Here is a 23,817-nt window from a genome sequence, read left to right on the forward strand (position 1 = left end):
AGCGGAGCGCGCCATGCACGACCTCACCGGCAAGATCGCCCTCGTCACCGGCGCCGCCAGCGGTATAGGTCGCGCCATCGCCACGGCGTATGCGAACGCGGGAGCGCGTGTCGTGGTCGCCGATATCGCCGCCGACAAGGCGGCCGAGACAGCCGGCGCGATGGGCCACGGCGCCATCGGCATGGCCATGGATGTCACCGATGAGGCACAGGTCGACGAGGGCTTCGCGCGCACGCGGCGTGAACTGGGTCCGGTCGATATCCTGGTCAGCAACGCGGGCGTGCAGATCATCGCGCCGATCGTCGACTTTGCATTCGCCGACTGGAAGCGGATGCTCGCCATCCACATGGACGGTGCGTTTCTCACCACGCGCGCGGCCATGCGCCACATGATCGATGCCGGCCGCGGCGGATCCATCATCCTGATGGGATCGGCTCACTCGCATGTCGCCTCGAAATTCAAAGCACCTTACGTGGCGGCAAAACATGGCCTGCTCGGGCTTGCGCGTGTCGTCGCGAAGGAAGGCGCCACCCACGGCATCCGTGCCAACGTCCTCTGTCCGGGCTTCGTGCGCACGCCGCTGGTCGAAAAGCAGATCCCCGAGCAGGCGAAGGAACTGGGCATCGGCGAAGACGCCGTCATTCGCGATGTCATGCTCCGCGACACGGTGGATGGTGAATTCACGACGCTGGAAGATATCGCCGACACCGCACTGTTCCTTGCGGGCTTCGGGTCGAATGCGCTGACCGGTCAGTCGCTCCTCGTCTCGCACGGCTGGCATATGCAGTAAGCGGAACGACGGCCGGCAACCACATGATCCGTCGGGAAGCACCGGCCCCATGCAGGCATGAGGCTGATACGACCCGACACCCCGCTTTACTAACGTGAGCGTCCTTTTCCGCCATCCAGGCCAAGGACGTCCTCATGACACCATTACGCTCGCTGGCTTCATCGGCCGGCATGCTCGCCGCGTTCGTGCTCCCGGCCGCCGCACAAGTCGCCCCGTCACCGGTCTATCAGGTGCCGTCGGTCGCCACCCAGGGCATCACGTGGTCGGCATGCACGGATCAGGATGCGGACCCGGCGATCCAGACCCTTCTCGGCGAGCGGCTGCGCTGCGGTACGGTGAGCGCTCCCCGCGATCACCACCGTCCTGCCGACGGCAGCATCCATCTTCGCGTTTTCCGCGTCGCGGCGGCGGACGCCGCGAAACGCCAGGGCACGCTCTTCGTCAATCCGGGCGGTCCCGGCGGCGATCCCAGGCAATTCGCCGCCATGCTGGCCGCGATCTGGATGCACGCGAAGCCGGACGACCGCGTGCACGGCGAGAAGAGACGCATGGCCGATGCGTTCGACCTGGTCGCCGTCGTGCCCCGGGGCATGCCGGGCAGTGCGCCTCTGACCTGCGCGGGAGAATTTCCCGACGCCCGCTCCATCCTGCTCGACCGCACGACGCGCAACATCGCCCGGTGGGACCTGTTGCAACGCCGGCTCGCGGACGCGTGTCGCGCTGACCCTCTCCACCCGTACATCAGTACCGAACAGACCGTGTACGACCTCGACCTCGTTCGTCGGGCCCTGGGCGAGCGTACGTTCAACTACCTTGGCATGTCGTACGGCACGTGGCTTGGCGCGTGGTACGGAGCGACTTATCCCGACAAGGTGGGTCGGATGTTGCTGGACTCGTCCATGGATTACACCTCATCCATGGAGGAAAACTTCCTGCTTACCGCGCAGGCGGAACAGGAGCGCTTCGACCGGCTCGTCGTCAAACCCGCGGTGGCCGCGTCCGCGCTCTACGGCCTGGGCGAGGACCAGGCCGCCGTCCGCGGCGTTCTCGCGACGATGCCCTATCGCGTACAGCGGACATGGACGGGAGAATACCGCTCGCCTGAAAGCCTTAAAGCGGCGCTGGCCATGTCCGAGTGGCTGCGTGTCCAGCCTGAGCTCGACCGCGACTCGATGGCCACGCGAATCGCGACGGACGTGCTTCATCGGGACGCGGAGGTCGACCAGCGAATCCGCGCCGAAGCGTCGCGCATGCTGGCGGCGCTCTACACCCCCGTGGCCGACGACACGCCTTCCCCACTTACGGCCATGTCCGCGATGCTCGTCGCCGTGCCTTGCAATGACACGCCTGGAACGCGCGACGCCGGTATCTGGCACGAGACCATTGCGCGCTACGCGCGCGATTACCCCGCCGCGCGCAGTGGCGACCTGGTCAACGCATGCGTGTTCTGGCCAGGTCCCAATGCGGTGAAGCCCCCGGTCGAGCGACTGGCGCGCGCGGGCCAGATCCTCATCATCGCTTCCGAGCACGATACGGTGACGCCGGTGTCCGGCGCACTGCGGATGGTCAACGCCCTGCCGAATGCTTCGTTGCTGGTACTTCGTGGCAGCGACCGCCATTCGGTATTCACGCTGACCGACGAAGCCTGCGTCGAGCGTACCGGAGCCCGTTTTCTGCTCGATGGGCGAAAGCCCACCGAACAGCTGACCGAATGCCAGGTGGATGGCGCGAGCGCGCCGGCGCCGACCTCCGCGACCCCACAGGTGACGAGGTTCACGGACACCGCTCGCGTACAGCAGTGGCGTGACCGGCTCGATCGCCTGTTCGGGCAGAAGCCGAGACTCTACCCGTCCCTGCGCACGACATCTCACTGAAGGCCATGACGGCCCGTTTTCCATCTGTAAAGGACGACCACGATGAAACAACGATTCACGGCCTTCGCACTGGCCCTGCTTCCGCTGGCCAGCTTCGCGAACCCGCAGATCGCCTGGACCGATTGCACCACCGATCTGGTGGGATCCGGCGGAACGGCCCTGGGTGATCGGCTGCAGTGCGGCACGCTGCGGGCGCCTCTGGACCACATGGCACCGGATGGCCGGTTTTTCGATGTCGGCGTCGTGCGCATACGCGCCGCCGCCGCCGACCAACGGCAAGGTTCGCTGTTCGTAAACACCGGCGGGCCCGGAGCCCATCCGGGAAGGCTCCTCCTAGCCATCGCCCGCGGGTGGAGCCAGGAAGACCCTGAAGATCCCGACACCGCAGACAAATATCGCCTGGCGCAGCGCTTCGACATGATCGCCGTCATTCCCCGTGGGCTTCGCGGTGGCACGGAGTACCGGTGCCTCACCGGGTTACCACCTCGCTACGCGTTCCTGCCCAGCCACCTGGACGACGACAACTGGCGGAAAGTCATCGAGGAGGCCAGCGAACAATCGTCGGCGTGCGCCGCGCCACCCGAAGCACGCTTCATCAGTACCGAACAACACGTCCACGACATGGACATGGTCCGCCGTGCGCTGGGTGACGACTCACTGAACTTCTACGGCATCTCGTATGGCGGGAGGGTCGGTGGCTGGTATGCCGCCACGTACCCGACGCGTATCGGTCGCATGCTGCTCGACTCGACCATGCTTTTCACCCATGACTTCCGTGCGGCGATGGAGATGACGCAGACGGCGCGGCGAAAGCAATTCCAGAAGGCACTCGCGCCCATCGTCGCCGATCCCGTTCTTTATGGCCTTCCGGACGACCCGTCCGCGATCACCTCGTCGTTCGACGACCTTCCGGGACGCACGAGGGAAATGTGGTATCCCTTCCTCGACTCGACGCCACGGCTGGCGGCCGCGTTGTGGATCGCGGGCTGGATCCGCGAAGCGGAGCCTGAGTCGCAGTCGAAGCTCGAAGGCCGTATCCGCCGCCAGACCTTCAGCGCGGACGCCTCGCTGGATCGCGGCATCCGTTGGGCCGCGATGCAACTGGCGGCACATTACTTCGCGCCGGCACCCACCGTCCCCCGCTTCGACGCCGGACAGGACGGCGACTCCGTCCGTCTTGCCGTCGGCTGCAACGACTCGCGATGGGCGTTCTCCGATGACCAGATCCGCGCACGCGCTGTAAACGGCGCCGCGCGATACCTGCACTCGAACGGTGACGACATTCTCGAGGAACTGGTGTGCTCCCGCTGGCCCCATGCCACCGCACGATTGCCGGACCTCACGCGTGTGGAGCAGGCACCGCCGTTTCTCCTGCTCCAGTCCGAGCATGACGTGGCTACGCCGGCGGAGGGTTCGAGAAATCTCCTCGACCGCTATCCCAATGCCCGGCTTCTGACGGCTCGCGGCTCATCGGTGCACGGCGTGTTCAACTTCACGACATCGCAATGCATCGAGCGAACGGTGGCCCGGTATCTCCTCGACGGCAGCCTCCCCGACAGTGAGTCGCGCGAGTCGTATTGCGAGGGTACCAACGAGAATCCCCTGTCCGCGCTGCCACACACGCCGGCGCCCGCGTCGACGCCGGCCACGCCCGCAACGCACGACGAATTCCGATGACGGATCAAGGACGATCATGAAAACCCTGCTACCTCTGACGTTGGCGCTGCTCGGCGCCGTCGCGTCGCCTTCCCTGCTGGCGCGCGTGCCGTTCATCACGTGGGCCAGCTGTCCCGCCGAGCTTACCGGCGGCACGTGGCCTGAGCTGGGTGAGCGGCTGCACTGCGGGAAGGCGCGCATGCCGTTCGATCATCTCAGGCCGGATGGGCGCACCATCGAAGTCGGCATCGTAAGGATCGCCGCCGGGGATCAGTTCAAACGCGAAGGAGCGCTCTTCGTCAATGTGGGTGGCCCCGGCGGGCAACCGGCGGCCTTCGTCGCGTCGATGGCCGCGGCATTCGGCGCGGTTGAAGCGTCCGATCCATTACACGGCGACCGACGGCGGCTTGTCGAACGCTTCGATCTCATCGCGGTGATTCCTCGCGGACTCCGGGGCGGCTGGACCTACGAGTGCGACGCGGTCGCACCGACACGTCACTTCCTGCCAGCACATCGCGACGACGCCAACTGGAAGAGCGCCATCGCCGATGCGCGTGCGCAAGCCGACGCGTGTTCGGTGCACGCCGAAACCGCGTACCTCAGTACGGAGCAGCACGTAAGGGACATGGACGCCGTCCGCGCTTCGCTGGGCGACGACACGCTGAACTTTTACGGGATCTCGTACGGGGGCCGGGTGGGTGCGACGTATGCGGCACTTTACCCGGAGCGCATGGGCAGGATGCTGCTCGACTCGTCTCTGATGTTTCACCGCGGCTACCGCACCGCCATGGAGCTGACGAATGACGCGCAGCAGGATGCCTTCGAAAAACGCGTGCTGGCTCCCATCCTGCACGAGCCATGGCGCTATGGGCAGGTAAGCGATGCCGGCGAACTCCAGGGCGCGATCCGTGGCTTCGCCGACGAGCTGAGGCCCGCATGGCACGATGCGCTGATCAGTCCCGCCCATCTCGCCGCCGCGATGACGATGGACAGGTGGGTCAAGGCATCCGGCTGGCGCAACTGGCGAAGCCTGCAGAGTCTGGCGGCTGCCAACCGGTTCAGCCTCGATGCCGCGACAGACGGTGCGATACGACAGGCCGCGCTGGAGCTCACCCAGCGTGGTGCGAGCACCGTGGCGGGCCAGGTCCGGGGGCGCCACGGCAACGCACATCGGCATGACTCGCTGGTCGACCGTCACGGCGAGTGGCTCAACCTCGCGGTGATGTGCAACGACGAATCCTGGGAGCCGATGCAGGAGAAGATTCGCGCCCGCGCGGACCGCGATGCATTCACTTACACCCAGGCTGACGGCTCGCAGATTTTCGACCAGCTGACCTGTGCGGCGTGGCCGTCGCGGGTCGCGCGCAGCCCCGACTTCGGCGTGCTCGAAACGCGTGCTCCCTTCCTGCTGATCCAGTCCGAGCATGATGCATCGACGCCACTGGTCGGTGCGCGCGCCATGCTCGACCGATTCCCTTCCAGTCGGCTCGTCGTCGCGAAGGGCAGCTCACAGCACGGCCTGCTGGCTCAGTCCGCGACACCATGTGTGGAGAAAGCCGCCATGGCCTATCTCCTGGAGGGCCGCCTCCCCGAAGGCCCGGACAGGGAAACGGCATGCGCTTTCGTGCCCGGCGAGCCTTACCAAGATCTCACGGCGTCGTATGAGTGGGATGACGCACGGCTCTGATCGGGAAAGCGCGCTCAGAACATGATCTGAGCGCGCACCTCGACGATGTGCGGGTCGATGCGCAGATCGCGCCGGTCACTGGTCGCCCTGACGTAGTTGCCCTGGAGTTTCAGGTATTTCGTGATGTACCAGTTCGCACCGAACGTCCAGTCGTGCTCGGTGCCGCCCAGCACCGGGCCGTCGTCGAGGTCGAGCGTGCTGTAACGAACGAGGAATTCGAGTGCGCCCCAGGGCCCCTTCGGAACGACATCGGCGACGTTGCCGCTGTTATAGGTGCGCGATTCGCCGGTGACCACCCAGCTGCCGAACGCGTACCAGCCGTGTGCGATGAAGGCGGGCTTGTCGACCAGCTTGACGCGGGCGTCGAGGTATTCGCTCTGAACCGACCACGGCCCCCCGATCCACAGGCCTTCGAGACCGCGACGATCGACATGATCGGCCACGCTGAGCGTGCCGGAATCGATGAGTCGCTGGGTGATCAGGCCGGCCTCGGGCAAGGCGCGCAGACGGATGTTCGGCGGGGTGTAGCGCCCGCGTCCGTCCGTCGTGCCGTCAGGTGTCTCGCGCGAAAGGGACAGGCCAAGGTGCAACACGTCGCCCGGCGAGTTGTGCAGCGTCCATGCGGCGCGCCCTGCCACCATGCGGCCGTCGAGATCACCCTGCAGGTTGCCGCCGTGGTAGTAGCCGAGTTGTATCAGGTACTGCTTGCGGGTCAGAGCCCAGTCGATACCGAGGCGTCGGTTCGCGTACACCGCCTGCATCGGCAGCGAGGATTCCAGAAACGACGTCGTTCCCGTGCTGGTGTTGCCCTCGAAGCCGACGGGCGTTTTCATGAAACCCACGCGTAGCGCGCCGTAGTCGTCGCCGAGCAGTGCCTTGCTCTGCACGCGAAAAAACGTATCCAGCCACGTCTTCGCCTGAAAGTCGAATACGACCGTCGCGTCGTAGACACCTTTTTTGCGTACGAAGAACCCGAACTCCTTCCGGCGATTGGTCTGCGCGTCTTCGTAGGTGCCTTCGTCGTGCGAAAAGCGGTCGAGGTCGAACTGGTATTTCAGCGTGAGGCCGAGATCCGTGCCGTCGGCGAAAACGTGATGGGTCGGCCAGTTGCTTCGCCAGTCGTAGCTGGTGGCGGGTACGTCGGCGGCGAGCGCGTAGGCGGGAGCGATCAGCGCCAGCGCGCCGAGGATGATGGTCTTCAAGCGGGTCCCCTCCCGAGGCTCCCGGCGGACAGCCGGGCGTTATTCGTAAGACTATACAACGGATATAAGAATATCCTCAGATCTTGCGAATATGATCGGCCTGAATCGTAATTACCTGAGGGCGATCGCGGTTTACCGCGGTGCCACTCAGCGGGAACGTTTCGGTTTCAGTCGAATCTCGAAGAGCGCGGGCCAGCGCTTGCCGGTCACGAACAGGCGATCGTGGGCCGCGTCGTAGGCGATGCCGTTGAGGACGTCATCGGCCGGGTCATCCATGCGGCTCGTGTCGACGAGCCCCGAAAGGTCGATCCAGCCGGTCACGCGTCCGGTTTTCGGATCGATACGGGCGATGCGTTCGGTCTGCCAGACGTTGGCGAGGATCTCCCCCTTCACCCACTCCAGTTCATTGATCATGCGCAGTGGCACGCCATCGGCTGTCACGTCGATGCGACCCGTCTGCGCCAGGGTCACCGGATCAAGAACCCGGATGGTGGGCGTGCCGTCGCTCATGTAGAGATGTTTCGCGTCGCGCGTCATCGCCCAGCCTTCGCCGGGATAGCTGAACTTGCCAACGGGCGCGAAGGTCTTGCGGTCGTAGATGAAGCCGACACCATCGCGCCAGGTCAGCTGCAACAGGTGGTCGCCCGAGACGATGATGCCTTCGCCGAAGTATCCGGGCGGGGTGTCGAGATGCTGCGCGACCTCACCGGTATCGAGCCGGACCTTGCGCACGCCCGAGCCCATGTATTCGCCCGTGCTCTCGTAGAGAAAACCGCCGTCGTAGAACAGCCCTTCCGTAAAAGCCTTCGGGTCGTGCGGGTAGGTGCGCACCACCGTGTAGCCGTACACGGGAATATCGGAGGCCGTCGCGACACTGCCACATCCGACCAGCCACGCAAACGCGGCCAGGACCGCCACGCGAATCGGAGAGGTTGTCATGCCGGGATACCTGTGTGTGAATTGCAGGCATCCTAACGGCAGTTTCGCCACGATCAAGGGGCGACGGCGGCTCGCAAGATCGCACCCACCCCGTGGCTGCGGGGGCCGAGGGTGCGATAGGTCGGGTCCGGCAGCGTGGCGTCGGCACTGCTGCCAGACGGCACCGTCAGGTCGAGAAGGAACCGGTCGCCGTTGACGGTTCACGCTGTCGCGATGCGTCCGGGCGGCCGTGTCCAGACTGCCGCCCCCATGAGTGAGGCTACCTTCCGGCACCGGGGCGGGCATGATCGAGACGACAATGTGCAAAGCGTACCGATTCTTTACGCATTACCCCACCGAAGACTTCGCTACCGTCAGTGCACTGTTCGACAGCGCTCAGGCGTCCCGTAAAGTTCGCAGGAATCAGCCGGAAATGAGTGACGATCTAGTCTGACCTTTATTCTCGCTTAAACACTGAAGGTTTTGTCGTTTTTCGTCAGGCTCCATGCTCCCAGCGTCATCCCGCCCTGACCGCCATCGGTGTTCTGCTTTTGATACTTCCACTGGATCGCCGCATATCGTAAAGCGATGGTTTCGGTGGGTAGCGGGGCCCCGTCAACATTGAGGGTGATGCTCGATATCAGAACATTCTTAAGTTGCACCTCGAGATACTTGACGCGTCGTCCATCCCCCGCGTCCCTGTAGAGGTCTATCTGCGCGGACTGAAAGGTCGTCCCGCCGGACAAAGCCTGGTACATCACGGGACTCGACAAGTCGATCTCTTTCACGACGAGGAAGTCGCCGTGCGAGGTACGGCCTACGGCATGCCCGCCTGCAGTCGAGGCTACCGGGGACGCGGGCTGCTGCATCTGGTGATGTAGCCGACTCAACTCGATCCACTGCGCATGTTCTTTGTCAGTGGACTCGCCCGCGATGTCAGGGCCACTCAGTTTCAGATAGATGCTTTTCATCGGATTCCTTGATGATGTCGATAATGTCGATCCGCAGCCTCGCATCGGCGTGCGGGCATGCGTTGTACCGGAATTCGTCGACGAATGTTTGAGACTGAGGGACAGCGCAATTTCCCGCACATCGTTCGTTCATGAAGATGCTTCGCTTGCTGAATGCGTGGCGCGCGTTTGGTACATGGCGATTGCCGGTACGACTACTATCCGCGCCGGATGGTCAGGCCCAAGACCGAGGCATGATTGGAGAAGGAAGCATCGCGCGCTACGGAACGCGCGATCGCTCACGCGAACTAACAAGGAGCGTCACCATGATTGAGAACACATCGTCTTGCCAGAGGGTCATTGGCATCAGAGACAAGATCGAGTCGATTCCCCGAGCGATGCGTCACATGGGATGGGCAGTTTCCGCCGAATTGATGGAACATTGGCTGCATGGTGCGGCGTGGGTGCTTCCGCACGAATGGAAATCGATCAACCCACCAGATCCGCGAACCCTGTCGCCTAGTCAAGTGAACATGCACGCCGTTCGCATGAGCTGGGCGCTTTCGCACGGGCATGTAGCCATGGCCATGACCAGATTGCGCGCGAAAATGGCGAATGGTCCGGCCAGAGAACTGCTTCGCAAGCGTATGAGTGGAGCTGCATGGGGCACAAGCAATCGAGTCGCGTTTGGAAGTAAGGATCACACAGCTATCCAGCTCGAGGCTACTTGCCAGTCGAATATCGAACTTTTTGGGGACAACCTGGGCACGATGGACGATCTTTATGGAAGCCTGGGAAAGGCCGCCATGAAAGTCGTACTCATTGGCGAAGCTACGCGCGACGCTAGAACAGGAAGAATTTCCTTACAGGTTACGCACGCCGGCTACTACATACGCGACACTTATGATTTTGAGGGCTTTCAATACCTCGGCACATGGACTAAGGATGGCGTCCTCAGCAAGGGCCAGATGCTCATGAATGCGGCGTCGAACGGCATGGTCTTTCGTTGGGGCGGCGAACCGATCGGAAACATATTCAACAAGGACTTCGATACTTATCGTTGTCAGACCGGCTATGGCGGTGATTTCATCATCTATTCCGATGTTCATTGGGAACCTGTGAGCCTTCTTCTGGACCTGGGTTAATGGAGACGAAGACAGTCGTGTTCGTTATGGCGGTCGCGGCCGGAGTCACGCTCTATCATGCGTCGAACTGGTGGGAACGCGCATATGCAACCCTCGTATCTTCAGAGACGAGTCCCGACGGCTGTCTGCGCATCGACACGTACTCTGCGTTCCGCGTACTTCCGTCAGTATTTCACCGTATTCCGGATCCTGATCCGACGATTAGGTATGCGCTCGGGAGGTCGTGGGAAGACGAGATATTCAAACGCGCTTACGAAGCCAGCACTGGCACTTTCCTGGGAGAGACTGTCGTTTTCGATCCATCGGCGTCCACGAGCATCATGTACTGGGGTGACACGAGAACACCCGGGCGGCGTGTTGTAGTTGCCAATCAGTTTTCACTCACGGATACCGACCGCTGCTCTGACGAAGCCACTCTCGCTAAGCTAGAAGCGTTCTACGAGCGAGAGCGGGAGGAGAGCCAACGAATACAGACGGAGTGGAAAAACGGGCGCCCGATCAGGCGTACCCTCTCGGCACCGGAGCAATGAGATCGCAAGGATTCCTTATTGCTCTCGTGGTTTCCGCCTCCGTTGTGCTCCTTAGCGGGTCAGTTTGGTAGGAGCGAGCCTTCGCTACGTATGTGTCATCAGAGATCAGCCCGAACGGCTGTATCCGAGTCGACACGTACAGCGCTTTCCGCGTACTGCCCTCAGTTTTTCACCGTATTCCTCATCCCGATCCATCGCTGCAAGTTGGCTTTGCGAAGCGGTGGCACGCCGCTGTCTCTGATCGCGCATACGAAGCGAGCACCGGGGCCTTTCTCGGTGAGACCATCGTCTACGATCCCTCATCCACCTTCGACTATGTCGATTGCGGAGATACAGGAAAGACGGGACGACGTTTAGTGAACATCGGTGGATTCATGTTGGCCGATACGACCCGATGCTCTGATGCGGCAACCATGGCGCGAATAGAGGCCTTTTACGAGCGGAAGCGCAACGAGATACAGAGGTCGGAAAAGAATCGGGAAGATCAGCGCCGACTGGACGCCGGGCCTTTGGGAATGACGCGCTGAACACGGCGAGAGAACCAAAGAAAAAGGGGCGCCGAAGCGCCCCTTTCTTTTACCCGATGATCGCTCTCGCAATCAGATCGCGTAGTACATCTGGAACTCGAGCGGGTGGGTGCTCGCGCGGTAGCGGGTCACTTCCTGCATCTTCAGCGAGATATACGCGTCGATGAAGTCGTCGGTGAACACGCCGCCGGCCTTGAGGAAGTCGCGATCCTTGTCGAGCGCGGCGAGCGCTTCGTCGAGGCTGGCGCAGACCTGCGGAATGTTCTTCTCTTCTTCCGGCGGCAGATCGTAGAGATCCTTGTCGGCCGGTGCACCCGGGTCGATCTTGTTCAGGATGCCGTCAAGGCCGGCCATCATCAGCACGGTGAAGGTCAGGTAGCCCGACTGCATCGGATCGGGGAAACGGATTTCGATACGACGACCCTTCGGGCTCGACACGTACGGGATACGGCAGGATGCCGAACGGTTACGCGCCGAGTAGGCGAGCATGACCGGCGCTTCGAAGCCCGGGACCAGACGCTTGTAGCTGTTGGTCGTCGAATTCGCGAACGCGTTGATGGCCTTGGCGTGCTTGAAGATACCGCCGATGTACCACAGCGCCGTCTGCGACAGGCCACCGTAGAGGTCGCCCGCGAAGAGGTTCTCGCCGTTCTTCGACAGCGACTGGTGCACGTGCATGCCCGAGCCATTGTCGCCGACGATCGGCTTCGGCATGAAGGTCACGGTCTTGCCCTGCTGGTGGGCGACGTTCTTGATGACGTACTTCATCGTCATCAGTTCGTCGGCCTTCTTCACCAGGGTGTTGAAGCGCGTGCCGATCTCGCACTGGCCCGCGTTGGCGACTTCGTGGTGATGCACTTCGACCACCTGGCCGAGCGACTCGAGCACCTTGCACATGTCGGCGCGCAGGTCACCCAGGCTGTCGACCGGGCTGACCGGGAAATAGCCGCCCTTGACGCCCGGACGGTGGCCGCTGTTGGTGCCGTCGTACTTGTAGCGCGACGACCAGGCTGCTTCTTCGGAGCCGATTTCGTAGAACACGCGTCCCATGTCGTTCTGCCAGCGGACCGAGTCGAAGATGAAGAACTCGGGTTCCGGGCCGAAGAAGGCGGTATCGGCGATGCCGGTCGACTTCAGGAAGGCTTCGCCGCGCTTGGCGATGGAGCGCGGGTCGCGACCGTAAGCCTGCATGGTGCTCGGCTCGAGCACGTCGCAATGCACGATCAGCTGCTTGTGGGCGCTGAACGGGTCGAGGTGGGCGGTCTCCGGATCCGGCATGAGAACCATGTCGGACTCGTTGATGCCCTTCCAGCCGGCGATCGACGAGCCGTCGAACATCTTGCCGTCTTCGAAGGTGCTCTCGTCGATGGCGTGGGCGGGGAACGTGACGTGGTGGTGCTTGCCGAGCATGTCGGCGAAGCGCAGGTCGACGAACTCGATTTCCTCGTCCTGGATCAGGTTCAGCACTTTGGAAGCGGCGGACATACAAACCTCGAAATGGGTGTGGGCGGAATGCGTGTAGCAATCGCTATGCCAGCGTATCCGCCATCGACGGGGCGCCGGAATCAAGCTCTCCCATCATAGAACGGGTGTGAGGAAGATGCGCAAATGCACCATCATGGTGCATCGTTCTCGCTCACGCACCATTTCGGCCGATCCGCCAGCGTCGTCGCTCAAGGCTGGTGGGAAGGAAAGTTCACAAAGCCATCGTCGTCCGACGACTTTGCGGGCGCCGTCGAGGTCGGCGGCGCGACCGGACCGGGAGTCACCGGCTGCGCTGTCGGCACCGCGGTTCCCATCCGCGCGAGCAATGCGCGATCCGCCTTGATCATCGCCTGCGTCAGTTCGCTGTCATCGGTCGGCTGCTTGAGCTTGGGCGTGACGCCGACGCGCGGCGAATACACCGAGCGCACGTTGTAGACCTTGCCGTCGACACTGACGATCATTTCGACGATCAGTGGCGACAGCGCATTCACAATCTCCGATCCCGCATACCATCCGCCATGCATCTCCGTCTCGGAGCATTTCTCGCCGGCTCGAAGCATGAGCATCGGAAGCAGGCCCCCATACATCGACCCTACGCTGCCTTTCAACGCGCGCTTGGCGTTGAGATAGGCAGCGTAACGGCGTACCTCGATGGTGTGCCCGTGCCATGGGTCGCCTGGCGCGGTAGCCATTTCGTTGCGAAGCAACGCGACAGCCGACAGGGAAGCCGGTTTCTGGGGCACCGTATAAATCCCGTAATCACAGCTGGTGATCAGCAACGAGTGGATGTCGTATGCCCGGTCCGCCGGCGGACGGTGATCGACGACCGCGGGTCCGGTGACATCCGTCGCTTCGGGCGGGACGGGAAGGAGCGGCTCAACGGGCATCGGAGGCGGGGGCGTTGTTGGCCGCCGATTGCCGGAGCAAGCAGCGAGCGTCATCGACAATACGAAGACGCCGACCGCGCAAAGCGTCCGCCCATGTCCCCGTACGACAGCCACGGCGATGCCGAGGCCAGATCTGATAGCCATCGCGATTTCCCCTGTCGCGCAACCTTGCGCCGGCGCCATCATCCGACTCGCGCATGCCGCAGTAAATAGGTCCGCGAGCGTTCACGCCTCGTTCCCGATGCCGTCGCGTTTTCCCGAGCCACCCACATCGTTTACGCTTCGGTCCCTAGCGGGGCCTCGCCCCTCCCACACCGCCGCCTTTCCCCGGGCCGGCGCACGCAGAGCCGCTCCATGACCAAGAAAACCGATAACGACACCCCCGACGCCGCGCGACGCCGGTTGCTGGGCGGCATGGCCACGACCGGCGCCATGCTCGCGCTGGGTGGCGCAAGCGAGGTGACCGCAGCCGGCAAGAAGGCGGCTGGCCCAGCGCCGACCGGTGCCGCACTGGATGCGTTGCTCGAAAGACACATCGACAACGTGGTCGTGATCTACGCGGAAAACCGCAGCTTCAACAATCTGTTCGGGGACTTCCCCGGTCTGCAGCAGCCGCTGAGCGAAGTTCCGCCAGAACGTCTGATCCAGCGGGATCGCGACGGCACCCCGCTGAAGACCCTGCCACCCATCTGGGGCGGGCTCGTGCCGCACGAGCAGGTCGTCGACCATAAAACGTACAAGATCGGCGAAAAGGACATTACCGGCCTGCCGAACGCGCCGTGGGCACTGCACACCGGCGACGGCACCCCGCTGCCGCACGGTCTGGTCACGCGCGATCTCGTCCACGCGTTCTATAACAACCAGCTGCAGATCAACGGCGGCAAGAACGACGGCTTCGTCGCGTGGGGTGACAACGGTGCGCTGACCATGGGGCACTATGCCAGCGCGCCCGTGCACCTGCGCCTGTGGAATATCGCCTCGCAGTTCACCTTGTGCGACAACTTCTTCATGGGTGCCTTTGGCGGTTCGTTCCTCAACCACCAGTACCTCGTCGCCGCGCAGCCGCCGTTCTATCCGGACGCCGACAAGAGCCCCGCGCAGTTCAACATCGCGGTCACCGAAAGCGGCGACCCGCTCGACCATCGCCTGAAGATGGACGAGGAATCGCCGAAGAGCGCGATGGATGGCAAACCCAAATTCGCGCACCACAATACGCTGACCCCGGACTTCTGGGCGGTGAACACCATCGGTCCGCCCTATTCGCCGGGCTTCAACGTCGATCGCAGGAATCCGCTGCTTGCCGACGCCACCAGCGCCAACACGCTGGTGCCGCAGAAGCATAAACACATCGGCGACGTGCTCTCGGCGAAGGATGTCGACTGGGCCTGGTATGGCGGCGGTTTCCAGGCCGCGCTCGACGGTAAGGGCGACGGTGACGACGCCAGCTTCCCGCAGACGCCGAACTTCCAGCCACATCACCAGCCGCTCAATTACTTCGTGACGCTGGCTCCGGGAACCGAAGCGCGCAAGAAGCATTTGCGCGATGGCGGTCTTGGCGAGACGGCGGCGACGAATCATTTTCTTGCGGACATCGCGGCTGGGAAGCTGCCGCCGGTGGCGTTCTACAAGCCGCAAGGCGACCTCAACATGCACGCCGGCTACTCCGACGTGGAAGCCGGCGATCGTCATATCGCCAACGTCGTACATGCGCTGCGCAAGAGCCCGCAGTGGAAGAACATGCTGGTGGTGATCACCTTCGATGAGAACGGCGGCTGGTGGGATCACGTCGCTCCGCCGAAGGGCGACCGCTGGGGGCCGGGTACGCGCATCCCTGCGCTGGTCGTTTCGCCCTATGCGAAGAAGGGCCACGTCGAGCACACGATCTACGACACCGGATCCATCGCGCGCTTCCTGACGCGCCGGTTCAAGCTGGAAAAGCTGCCGGGGCTGAAGATCCGTGAGGATGCGATGGTGGCGGCGGGTGGGCCGGCGGCGGGCGATCTTACCGAAACGCTCGACTTTTCGGCGACTTGATATCGCCAACAGGGTGGGCTCCCACCGGACCATCTCCCGCAGCCACGACCTCGGGACGCCGGCAGTGGTGGGAGCCAGCCTGCTCGTAAGAGCCCGCCTGCTGGCGACAGCCCGGACCCTCAGTGTCCGGGGGTACCGCCCGACGCGAACGGCGGCTTGGCAAACCAGATGGCGATCATCGCCAGTCCGAAGATCAGCCCGAAGACCCAGAACACGTCATTGACCGCCAGCGTCGCCGCCTGCATGTCGACGATGCGGTTGAGCGCCGCATTGGCGGTCGGGCCCTGCACGCCGAGTGCCTGGAAGCGATCGAGGTACTCCGTCGTCGTGCGGCTGCCCTCGACGACGTTCTCCGACAGCACCGCGTGGTGATACGTCGTGCGATGGGAGTACATCGTCGTACTCACGGCCGTCGCGATACTGCCTGCCAGCGTGCGGAAGAAGTTCGACAACCCGGATGCGCTCGCGACCTCCTCATCGGGCATGCCCGAGAGGATGATCTGGTTCACCGGCACGAAGAACAACGCGATGCCCGCACCCATGCAGAGCCGCGGGATGGCCAGCTCGCTGTACGGCGCGTTCGTGCTGAGCGTCGACATATAGAACGATGCGGCAGCGAACACCGCGAAGCCGATCGTATTGAGCAGACGCAGGTCGAATTTGCTCTGAAACACGCCGACGATGGGCGACAGCACGATAGCCAGGATGCCGATGGGAGCGACGACGAAGCCTGCCCAGGTGGCCGTGTAGCCGAGTACCTCCTGAACCCACATCGGCATGACCACCGTACCGCCGAAGAAGGCGAACATGCCCAGCGAGAGGCACAGCACACCCACGAAGAAGTTACGCCGGCCCAGCAGGCGCAGCTCCACCACCGGATGCTTGTGCATCAGCTCCCATGCGACCAGGAAGGTGATGCAGACCAGCGACACGATGGCGAGTACGACGATGGTCGTCGAACTGAACCAGTCGTCGTCGTTGCCGTTGTCGAGCATGAACTGCAGGCAGCCCACGCCGACGGCCAGCAGGAACAGGCCGACCGCGTCGATAGGCATCTTCGTGACTTTCGACTCGCGGTCGCGAAGCAGCGCATAGGTGACGACGACCGCGAAGATGCCGACCGGGATGTTGATGAAAAAGATCCACGACCAGTGGTAGTTGTCGGTAATCCAGCCACCGAGAATCGGGCCGAAGACCGGCGCAACCACCACGGTCATTGCCCAAAGCGCCAGCGCGATAGGTCGCTTCGCGACGGGGTAGTTGTTGAGCAGCAGCGTCTGCGAAAGCGGGACCATCGGACCCGACACCGCGCCCTGCAGGAGGCGGAACACGATCAGCATCGGCATCGACGTGGAAAATCCGCAGAGTGCGGAAAACACGACGAACAGCATCACCGACACCATGAAGGTCCGCACTTCACCGAAGCGACGCGCCACCCAGCCGGTCAGCGGTTGCATCACCGCGCTGGCCATGGAGTAGGCGCTGATCGCCATCGTGCCTTCGTTGCTGCTCACGCCTACGTTGCCGGCGATGGTGCGCACCGACACGTTGACGATGGAGATGTCGAGCACCTCCATGAACGTGGCGAGCGCCACGCCCGCGGTGAGCAGGACCAGCGCACCGCCGGTGAGCGGCGGCCGGGATGCGCCGTTGCCGTTCTGCCCAGCCATCGATCAGCCGCCGCGCTTCGCCGGGACCGGCTTAGGCGTCGTATCCACGGTGTTCTCGCGGATGATCTGTTCGGCGCGCTGGTCGGCTTCGCCCATCTCCTCCTCATAGACGTTGGTGCTGGCCAGAGGCTTGCTGCGGATCGTGTCGGACAGCACACGGCCATCGCGGTCGTGCGTATCGACGTTCACGTCGGTTGACAGACCGATCCGCAGCGGATGCTTGCGGAGATCCTCCGCGTCGATCGCCACGCGCACAGGCAGACGCTGTACCACCTTGATCCAGTTGCCGGTCGCGTTCTCGGCGGGCAGCAGCGAGAACGCGCTGCCGGTGCCGGCATTCAGACCGACGACCTTGCCGTGATATTCCACATCCGAATACATGTCGGTCGTCAGCTTCACCGGCTGGCCGATGCGGATGTGCTCGAGCTGGGTCTCCTTGAAGTTCGCATCCACCCAGAGGTCGGCGAGCGGCACGACGGTGAGCAGATCCTGGCCCGGCTGAATACGCTGGCCGACCTGTACCTGGCGACGGGCGGCATAGCCTTCGATCGGAGAGACGATCGCATTGCGCCCGTTGTTGACCCATGCGTTACGGAACTGCGAACGCGCCTGAATCACCGCGGGATAGTTCTCGATCGTGGTGCCATCGACCTGCGCATGAGCGGCTGCGGCCTCGCGCTCCGCGGCATCCAGTGCGGCCTTGGCCTGCTGCATCTGGCGCTTGCCCGTGTCGACTTCTTCGGCCGATACGGCGCGACGCTCGAGCAGCGGATGGCGACGGTTGTAGTCGTCACGTGCCTGCTCATACTGCGCACGGCGCTGCGGAATCGCGGCGTCGGCCTGGTTGGCCTGCTGCATCCTGGCCTGTGCTTCGCGCACAGCCTGGGCGAGCTGGCCTTCGGCGTTCATCAGGGCGACCTTCGCATCGACGGGGTCGAGCCTGATCAGCACCTGACCCTGATGGACGCGCTCGGTTTCTTCCACGCCCACCTCCACCACCGTGCCGGCGATGCGCGAGGAGATCGTGACCATATCGCCCTTCACATAGGCATCGTCGGTCGTCTCGCGCTGTGACAGCACGAAGATGTAGAGAAGCAGCCATGCCAGGCCGGCGAGGATGAAGACCGCGGCGATGATGGAAAGGATGATGACCTTCTTGCGCTTCGCCTTCGGGTCCTCGTCCTTCTTGTCCTTACCGTCCTTGTCCTTACCGTCCTTGTCGCCGTCTTTCTTGTCGGCGTCCTTCTTCTCGTCGTCCTTGCCGTCGGGCTTGTCCTGAGGCTTCTTCTCGTCATCGTCGCCGTCGTGACGACCATCGTCGTCGCGCTCGCCACGCGGCGATTCGTCACCGTACTTGTGCAGGTACTTGTAGCGGTACTTGTACGGCTGCGGCGTCAGGCCGCCTTCGGCGCCTTCGCGCTGATCGTCGTTTTCAATGGTCATCGCGGGGAGTCCTTGCCGGCGGCGGTGGCCGGAAGATCGGGCAGGTCGTCGGCGTGGTAACCGCCGCCGAGCGCGTGGATGAGGGAAAGATTGGCGGAAAGCATCTGGCTGGTGAGCTGCAGGCGCGCATCGCGCTGCTGGTCCAGCTGCATATCGGCATTGAGCCAGGTGCGGTCGTCGATCAGGCCTTTGGACCGACGGTCGGCGGCTTTGGCCTTCTGCGCGGCGCTGGCGTCGTACTGCCGGTCGACCTGCACGCGCTGGTTATCCAGCATCTGCAGCGTGGCGACACCTTGCGCGATATCGCCGGCCGCTTGCACCACTGCCCCGTCGTACTGCGCCACGGCGCTGTCGAGCTGGGCCTGCGCATTCTCGAACTGCGCACGCAGGCGGCCGCCACTGAAGATCGGCAACTGTACCGACGCGCCGATGTTGCCCAGCGTCAGGTCGGTCCGCGTTCCCGAGCCGAGATCCGGATAGGTACGCAGGAAGGCACCCAGCGCCATCAGGCTCACGTCGGGGTAATAGGCCTTGCGCGCCTGGTCGATGTTCTTCGACGAGGCTTCGATCTGCCATCGCGCCGCTGCGATATCGGGCCGCCGTGCGAGCAGACCCAGCCGGGCGTCGTCGGGCAGCCGCGTATCGGGTGTGGGCAGCGGCGACGGCGTGAGGCTACCCAGGTCCTTCGGCGATACGCCGGCCAGCGCGGCGAGCTGGACGAGATCCAGGCTTGCGGCGCCTTCCAGCTGCGCCACGTTCTGCCGCGTCTGCGCGAGCTGCCCATCGGCCTGATCGAGGGTGGTCGGATCGTCCAGACCGCCATGCACACGCAATTCGACCAGCTCGCGGTACTGCGACGAACTGTCGGATGCATGGCGGGCGACGGCGAGGCGTGCCTGCTGCGCCTGCCAGTCGAAGTAGGTGTTGACGACGTTGTACTGCAGCGACGTCGCCGCGGAGGCCCGCTCGGCCTCGGCGGCACGGGCCTGGCCGACGGCTGCCTCGACCGCAGCCTTCTGCTTGCCCCACAGGTCGAGGTCCCACGTCGCGAGCGCCCCTGCGGCGCCGCTGTTGCTCCAGCTCTTGCCGGGATTCAGCTGAAACCCCTGAGCGTTTCCGGCGGCACCGGGTGCCTGACCCTGCAGGGACACGTCGTTGTACCCGTGCCCGCCATTCAGAAGCCCGCGTACCTGCGGGTTCAGTTCCGCCTTCGAGGCATCCACGGCGCGGAGCGCCGCCCGATACCGGGCTTCGGCCTGCTCCATGTTGGGCGAGCCGCGCATGGCGAGGTCGACGATACGATCGAGCTGCGCGTCGTCGTACCGTTTCCACCACTCAGGCTGCGGCCATCCCGCCTGGGACGTGGGCAGCCCGGCGACAGGTACTTCGTCGCGCGGAACGAAGGCCGGAGGACGCACGGCGGGCGCGCAGGCGGCGACCGCAAGCGCCGCGACAAGTACGCCAATGCGTAGCCCGCCGGTTCGACGGCGGAGCCGGAGGAATGTGTGCATGTCGAATCCGTGTGAAATTTCTTGCGAGAGGCGATGACATGCCCTTGCTGCGTCGCCGAAAATTAACAGTGGTTGACGTGGGCAACGCGTGACGGTTCATTGAGTGAAGCAAGTCGCACGGATTCGTGCTGCGGTGCGGCTAAGCTAGGGGACCTGCTCGACCACCGGATTTCCCCGCCCGTGAATGACCTGATCAGCGACATCCTCCTCGGCATCGTCGAGGGGATCACCGAATTTCTGCCCATCTCCAGCACCGGTCACCTGCTCATCGCCGAACGCTGGCTCGGCGCGCGCTCCGACCTGTTCAATGTCGCCATTCAGGCCGGTGCGATCCTCGCCGTAACGTTCATTTACTGGCGGACCATCTGGAGCCTGCTGACCAACTGGCGTCGCCCGGAAACGCGCGATTACGTCATGAAGCTGGGTGTGGCCTTCCTGATCACCGCGGTGCTTGGCCTGATCGTCACCAAGCTCGGCTTCAAGCTCCCCGAGACGATCACGCCGATCGCATGGGCGCTGATCATCGGCGGCATCTGGATGATGGTGGCCGAGAAAGTGGCTGCCAATCGGCCCGATCAGGTGTTCGTCAGCTGGCGTGTCGCCATCCTGGTCGGCTTGGCGCAGATGGTCGCCGGCATTTTCCCCGGTACGTCACGTTCGGCATCCACCATCTTCGTGGCCATGCTGGGCGGCACCACCAATCGCGCGGCCGCTACCGAGTTCGCGTTCCTCGTCGGCATCCCGACCATGTATGCGGCGACCGGCTACGAGTTGCTGAAGACCTTCACGCACGGCGGCGCGGCCGGCGAGGACTGGACCGGGCTGGCGGTGGCTTTCGTCGTGTCGACGATTGTCGCGTTCGTCGCGGTGAAGTGGCTGCTGGGGTATATCCGCTCACACCGGTTTACGGTGTTCTCGATTTACCGGATCGTGCTGGGGATTGCGCTGTTGCTGTTTCTGCCGGCTGGAGGTTAACGGCTAGCCGGGGCATGGCTATGCCGCTTCGTTGGCTTTTCGCCAGCAGGGCTGGCTCCTACAGCGCTGCGGCACGCCCGCCGGGTCCGCGAATCCCGTAGGAGCCAGCCCCGCCGGTGATGCTTTCCCGCAAGAAAACCTCACGCAACAGCCGCGATACGCTCCACCGGCGGGGCCGCACGCAAACGCGCCAGTTCGGCTTCCTGCTGTTCTAGCAGCTTGCACTGCGGCGTGCTGGTCCGCTGGAACAGCTCGCTGGTCCACTCGATGAAGGCCTGCACGCGCGCGGAGAGGTGGCGCTTCTGCGGGTACACGATCCACAGGTTGGAACCGGTGGAGATCGTGTCCGTCATGATGATTTCGAGCGCGCCCTTCTGCAGGGCGGTGGCCGCCAGGCAATGCGGTGCCTGGATGATGCCGAGGCCCGCGACCGCCGCCTGAATCACCGACTCGCCGTCATTGATGAGCATGTGCGCATCGACATCGACGGCGACCCGGCCACTCGGCGAATCGAACTGCCACTGGTACGGCTTGCCCGTGCTGGGATGCACGAAGTTGACCGTGCGATGGGCCTTGAGATCCTCGATGCTGGTCGGCGTCCCGTGGCGCGCCAGATACGACGGCGCCGCGCACAACACGTTGCTGAAGTGCCCGATCTTCCGCGCGATCAGGCTGGAATCGGCGAGCTCGCCCATCCGGATCGCGCAATCGAACCCTTCCTCATTCAGATCGAAGGGAAAGTCGCACATGGTCAGTTCCAGCCGAATGTCCGGGAAGCGCTGCTCGAACTCGGCCAGATTGGGTATCAGCGCGGCCCGGCCCACGGCCGACGACGCCGCCACCCTGAGCTTACCGGCCGGCTTGGTTTTCGCGTACCCGAGCGCCTCGGTGGCTTCGGTAAGGTCCGCGAGGATCTCCTTACATCTGGAATAGAACGCGGAGCCATCGTCGGTCAACCGCAGCGAACGTGTCGAACGGAAGAACAGCCGCGCACCGAGGCTTTCCTCCAGTCGCGAGATCGCCCGGCTAACGCCCGAAGGGGTCATTTCCAGATGCTGCGCCGCGGAAGAAAAGCTCTTGGCTTCCACCACGCGGACGAAAACGCTGATCGCTGAGAAGTCTTCCATCGCCAACTCCGGGGACCGTCATTCGTGACTGTGCGTCACAGGCGAGGTGATTGTAGACCCATTTTTCGCTTGACGGTCAAGACCTAGATTACGTCGCCTGGGTGAAACCGGCTTGACCTCGAGCGCGCTTGAGGTCGTACGCTGCGCCGCCGCACGACTTCCAGCCTTCGTTTCGATGCTCTCTAGGACCCCGTCATGAAAAAGAAACTCCTGTTCGGTTCGTCCGCACTCGCTGTCGCCATCGCCTCCGCGCTGTGGCTGAGCAGCGGCGGCCTGCCCTCCCACGCTGCCGAGCCCGCCCCGGCCATGCCGGCGCCCGAAGTCACGGTAGCCCAGGTCCTCCTGCGCCCGGTGTCCGACGCCAGCGCGTTCACGGGCCGCATTCAGGCGGTCGACTCGATCCAGATCAAGCCGCGCGTCAGTGGCTATATCGACACCGTGCATTTCCGCGAAGGTACCTCGGTGAAGAAGGGCGACCTGCTTTTCACCATCGACCCTCGTCCCTACAAGGCCGAGTCCGACCGTCTGGCCGCGAACCTCGCGCAGGCCCGCGCCGAAGCGAAGAATGCCGACGCCAACGCGGCCCGCGGCGCCAAACTGGTCCAGCAGCATGCCGTCTCGCAGGAAGAGGCCGACCGTCTCGATACCGCGGCCGCCAGCGCCAAGGCGCAGGCCGCATCGGTGCAGGCCGCACTCGACAACGCCCGCCTCAACCTGTCGTTCACCGAGGTTCGCGCCCCGGTCGACGGCAAGGTCAGCAACGCGCAGATCACCGCCGGCAACCTCGTGACGCCCAGCGACACGCTGACCAGCGTGGTTACCGTCGATCCGATGTACGTCTACTTCGATGTCGATGAGCAGACCTTCCTCAAGCTCGATCGCCTGCGCCGCCAGAGCGGTCACGCGCCCGAGGTCGAAATGGGGCTGGCCGACGAGACCGGCTATCCGCACGCCGGGAAGATCGACTTCGTCGACAACCAGATCCGCGCCGGCGCCGGCACGATCCGCCTGCGTGCGGTGTTCCCGAACGCGGACGGCGCTTATACGGCCGGCCTGTTCGCCCGCGTCGAACTGCGCAGCGGCAACACCCAGCCGCGCGCGCTGATCGACGACAAGGCGGTCGGCACCGATCTGGGCAACAAGTTCGTCTACGTGCTGGGCAAGGACAAGAAGGTCGAGTACCGCCGCATTTCCACGGGCGCACTGGTCGACGGCCTGCGTGTCGTCGATACCGGCCTCAATGCCGACGACGTCGTCATCGTCAACGGCCTCCAGCACGTACGCCCCGGCGTCGAAGTAAATGCGAAGCGCGTGGCGATGGCCTCGCTGGTAGCGGAGGGCATGCGCAACGTCGCCGCCAACCGTCCGGCCGGCGTCGACAGCGTGGCGCAGAACCAGGACTGATC

Annotated in this window: 17 protein-coding genes; 8 read left to right on the plus strand and 9 right to left on the minus strand. The window is 63.8% G+C overall.

All coding sequences use genetic code 11. From position 1 onward, the window contains the following. Window positions 1–13: 13 nt before the first annotated feature. The 4 genes from BLT40_RS11565 (at window position 14) to BLT40_RS11580 (ending at window position 6,007) form a co-directional block, all read left to right on the plus strand. Window positions 14–790: a 3-hydroxybutyrate dehydrogenase gene (locus BLT40_RS11565; protein ID WP_090353225.1), complete on the plus strand. Its 777-nt coding sequence runs from the start codon at window positions 14–16 to the stop codon at window positions 788–790. A gap of 134 nt (window positions 791–924) precedes the next feature. After that, entirely contained in the window at window positions 925–2,664 is a 1,740-nt protein-coding gene (locus BLT40_RS11570) for an alpha/beta fold hydrolase (protein WP_090353229.1), read from the plus strand. A gap of 42 nt (window positions 2,665–2,706) precedes the next feature. Next, window positions 2,707–4,341: an alpha/beta hydrolase gene (locus BLT40_RS11575; RefSeq protein WP_090353232.1), complete on the plus strand. Its 1,635-nt coding sequence runs from the start codon at window positions 2,707–2,709 to the stop codon at window positions 4,339–4,341. 16 nt (window positions 4,342–4,357) lie between these two features. Then, entirely contained in the window at window positions 4,358–6,007 is a 1,650-nt protein-coding gene (locus BLT40_RS11580; protein ID WP_090353235.1) for an alpha/beta hydrolase, read from the plus strand. A 14-nt stretch (window positions 6,008–6,021) separates the two neighbouring features. On the opposite strand, the gene BLT40_RS11585 is transcribed toward BLT40_RS11580, so the two are convergent. From BLT40_RS11585 to BLT40_RS11595, 3 genes are all read right to left on the minus strand, one after another. Then, window positions 6,022–7,209 carry an OprO/OprP family phosphate-selective porin gene (locus BLT40_RS11585; RefSeq protein ID WP_090353238.1) on the minus strand — a complete coding sequence of 396 codons (1,188 nt, stop codon included), beginning with the start codon at window positions 7,207–7,209 and terminating at the stop codon, window positions 6,022–6,024. A gap of 147 nt (window positions 7,210–7,356) precedes the next feature. Then, window positions 7,357–8,148, minus strand: a complete 792-nt coding sequence (locus BLT40_RS11590; protein WP_090353241.1) for a glutaminyl-peptide cyclotransferase — start codon at window positions 8,146–8,148, stop codon at window positions 7,357–7,359. Window positions 8,149–8,594: 446 nt separating this feature from the next. Continuing rightward, on the minus strand, window positions 8,595–9,098 hold the full coding sequence (locus tag BLT40_RS11595) for an Hcp family type VI secretion system effector (RefSeq protein ID WP_090353243.1): 504 nt from the start codon (window positions 9,096–9,098) through the stop codon (window positions 8,595–8,597). A 305-nt stretch (window positions 9,099–9,403) separates the two neighbouring features. Here BLT40_RS11595 and BLT40_RS11600 point away from each other — a divergent pair, with 305 nt between their 5' ends. Beyond that, window positions 9,404–10,222 carry a DUF6402 family protein gene (locus tag BLT40_RS11600; protein WP_090353245.1) on the plus strand — a complete coding sequence of 273 codons (819 nt, stop codon included), beginning with the start codon at window positions 9,404–9,406 and terminating at the stop codon, window positions 10,220–10,222. 1,129 nt (window positions 10,223–11,351) lie between these two features. On the opposite strand, the gene glnA is transcribed toward BLT40_RS11600, so the two are convergent. Then, window positions 11,352–12,764 carry a type I glutamate--ammonia ligase gene (gene glnA, locus BLT40_RS11610; protein ID WP_090353251.1) on the minus strand — a complete coding sequence of 471 codons (1,413 nt, stop codon included), beginning with the start codon at window positions 12,762–12,764 and terminating at the stop codon, window positions 11,352–11,354. Between the two features lie 188 nt (window positions 12,765–12,952). After that, on the minus strand, window positions 12,953–13,651 hold the full coding sequence (locus BLT40_RS11615) for a hypothetical protein (RefSeq protein ID WP_079521218.1): 699 nt from the start codon (window positions 13,649–13,651) through the stop codon (window positions 12,953–12,955). A gap of 354 nt (window positions 13,652–14,005) precedes the next feature. Between BLT40_RS11615 and acpA the strand changes: the two genes are divergently transcribed. Beyond that, complete coding sequence (gene acpA, locus BLT40_RS11620; RefSeq protein ID WP_079521217.1) at window positions 14,006–15,685, plus strand: acid phosphatase; 1,680 nt, start codon at window positions 14,006–14,008, stop codon at window positions 15,683–15,685. 119 nt (window positions 15,686–15,804) lie between these two features. Here the strand turns inward: acpA and BLT40_RS11625 are convergent, their stop codons facing one another. From BLT40_RS11625 to BLT40_RS11635, 3 genes are read right to left on the minus strand one after another with little or no spacing between them, the layout of a single operon-like run. Further along, window positions 15,805–17,355, minus strand: coding sequence for a DHA2 family efflux MFS transporter permease subunit (locus BLT40_RS11625; RefSeq protein ID WP_036109272.1), 1,551 nt, complete (start codon window positions 17,353–17,355; stop codon window positions 15,805–15,807). A 3-nt stretch (window positions 17,356–17,358) separates the two neighbouring features. Next, window positions 17,359–18,798, minus strand: coding sequence for an HlyD/EmrA/EmrK family protein (locus BLT40_RS11630; protein ID WP_079521215.1), 1,440 nt, complete (start codon window positions 18,796–18,798; stop codon window positions 17,359–17,361). Beyond that, window positions 18,795–20,309, minus strand: a complete 1,515-nt coding sequence (locus tag BLT40_RS11635; RefSeq protein WP_090353253.1) for an efflux transporter outer membrane subunit — start codon at window positions 20,307–20,309, stop codon at window positions 18,795–18,797. Before BLT40_RS11635 ends, BLT40_RS11630 begins: the two co-directional genes overlap by 4 nt. A 180-nt stretch (window positions 20,310–20,489) precedes the next feature. On the opposite strand from BLT40_RS11635, the gene BLT40_RS11640 reads away from it, so the two are divergent. Beyond that, a complete protein-coding gene (locus BLT40_RS11640; RefSeq protein ID WP_090353256.1) occupies window positions 20,490–21,284 on the plus strand; it encodes an undecaprenyl-diphosphate phosphatase in 795 nt (264 codons plus the stop codon). A gap of 140 nt (window positions 21,285–21,424) precedes the next feature. Here the strand turns inward: BLT40_RS11640 and BLT40_RS11645 are convergent, their stop codons facing one another. Then, window positions 21,425–22,411, minus strand: coding sequence for a LysR family transcriptional regulator (locus BLT40_RS11645; protein WP_079521212.1), 987 nt, complete (start codon window positions 22,409–22,411; stop codon window positions 21,425–21,427). Between the two features lie 195 nt (window positions 22,412–22,606). Between BLT40_RS11645 and BLT40_RS11650 the strand changes: the two genes are divergently transcribed. After that, on the plus strand, window positions 22,607–23,815 hold the full coding sequence (locus BLT40_RS11650) for an efflux RND transporter periplasmic adaptor subunit (RefSeq protein ID WP_090353258.1): 1,209 nt from the start codon (window positions 22,607–22,609) through the stop codon (window positions 23,813–23,815). Window positions 23,816–23,817: the final 2 nt, after the last annotated feature.

This window comes from Dyella sp. 333MFSha (genome assembly GCF_900102405.1).
In the GTDB taxonomy this organism is placed as follows: Bacteria; Pseudomonadota; Gammaproteobacteria; order Xanthomonadales; family Rhodanobacteraceae; genus Luteibacter; species Luteibacter mycovicinus.